Below are 368 nucleotides of genomic sequence, written 5' to 3' on the forward strand. Positions count from 1 at the left end.
CTTTGAACACAATCAAGTGGCGAAGCACTGTTACGAATCGTTAGGCTTTGTTCAGACATCACGAGAAATGGGAACACGATCGTTTGAAGGAGAAATCTGGGCGCTTCTTCTTATGGAAAAGCAGTTATAGCAAATAGAACAAAGGGAGKTAGATGATGATTAAGAAAGTCGGTAACACAGAGATTCAATCAAAACATAAAGCGACCTGCCATTGTGGCTCGGTTGTTTTAGAGTTAACGCTACCTAATGGGATTGAAAATCCGAGACGATGTGACTGTTCAATATGTCGAAGAAAAGGCGCTATTGTGGGCTCGGTTGATCTTAGTGGTATTAAAATACTGTCGGGCGAAGATGTACTCAAGCTTTAT

1 protein-coding gene is annotated in these 368 nt (G+C 41.4%); it reads left to right on the plus strand.

Annotated features, from left to right (window positions below):
• Positions 1 to 155: 155 nt before the first annotated feature.
• Positions 156 to 368, plus strand: a 213-nt coding sequence (locus DLK05_RS17295; protein WP_209319986.1) for a GFA family protein, incomplete at its 3' end; no start/stop codon positions are given.

The sequence above is a fragment of the Ancylomarina longa genome, assembly GCF_003996985.1.
GTDB classification, from domain to species: domain Bacteria; phylum Bacteroidota; class Bacteroidia; order Bacteroidales; family Marinifilaceae; genus Ancylomarina_A; species Ancylomarina_A longa.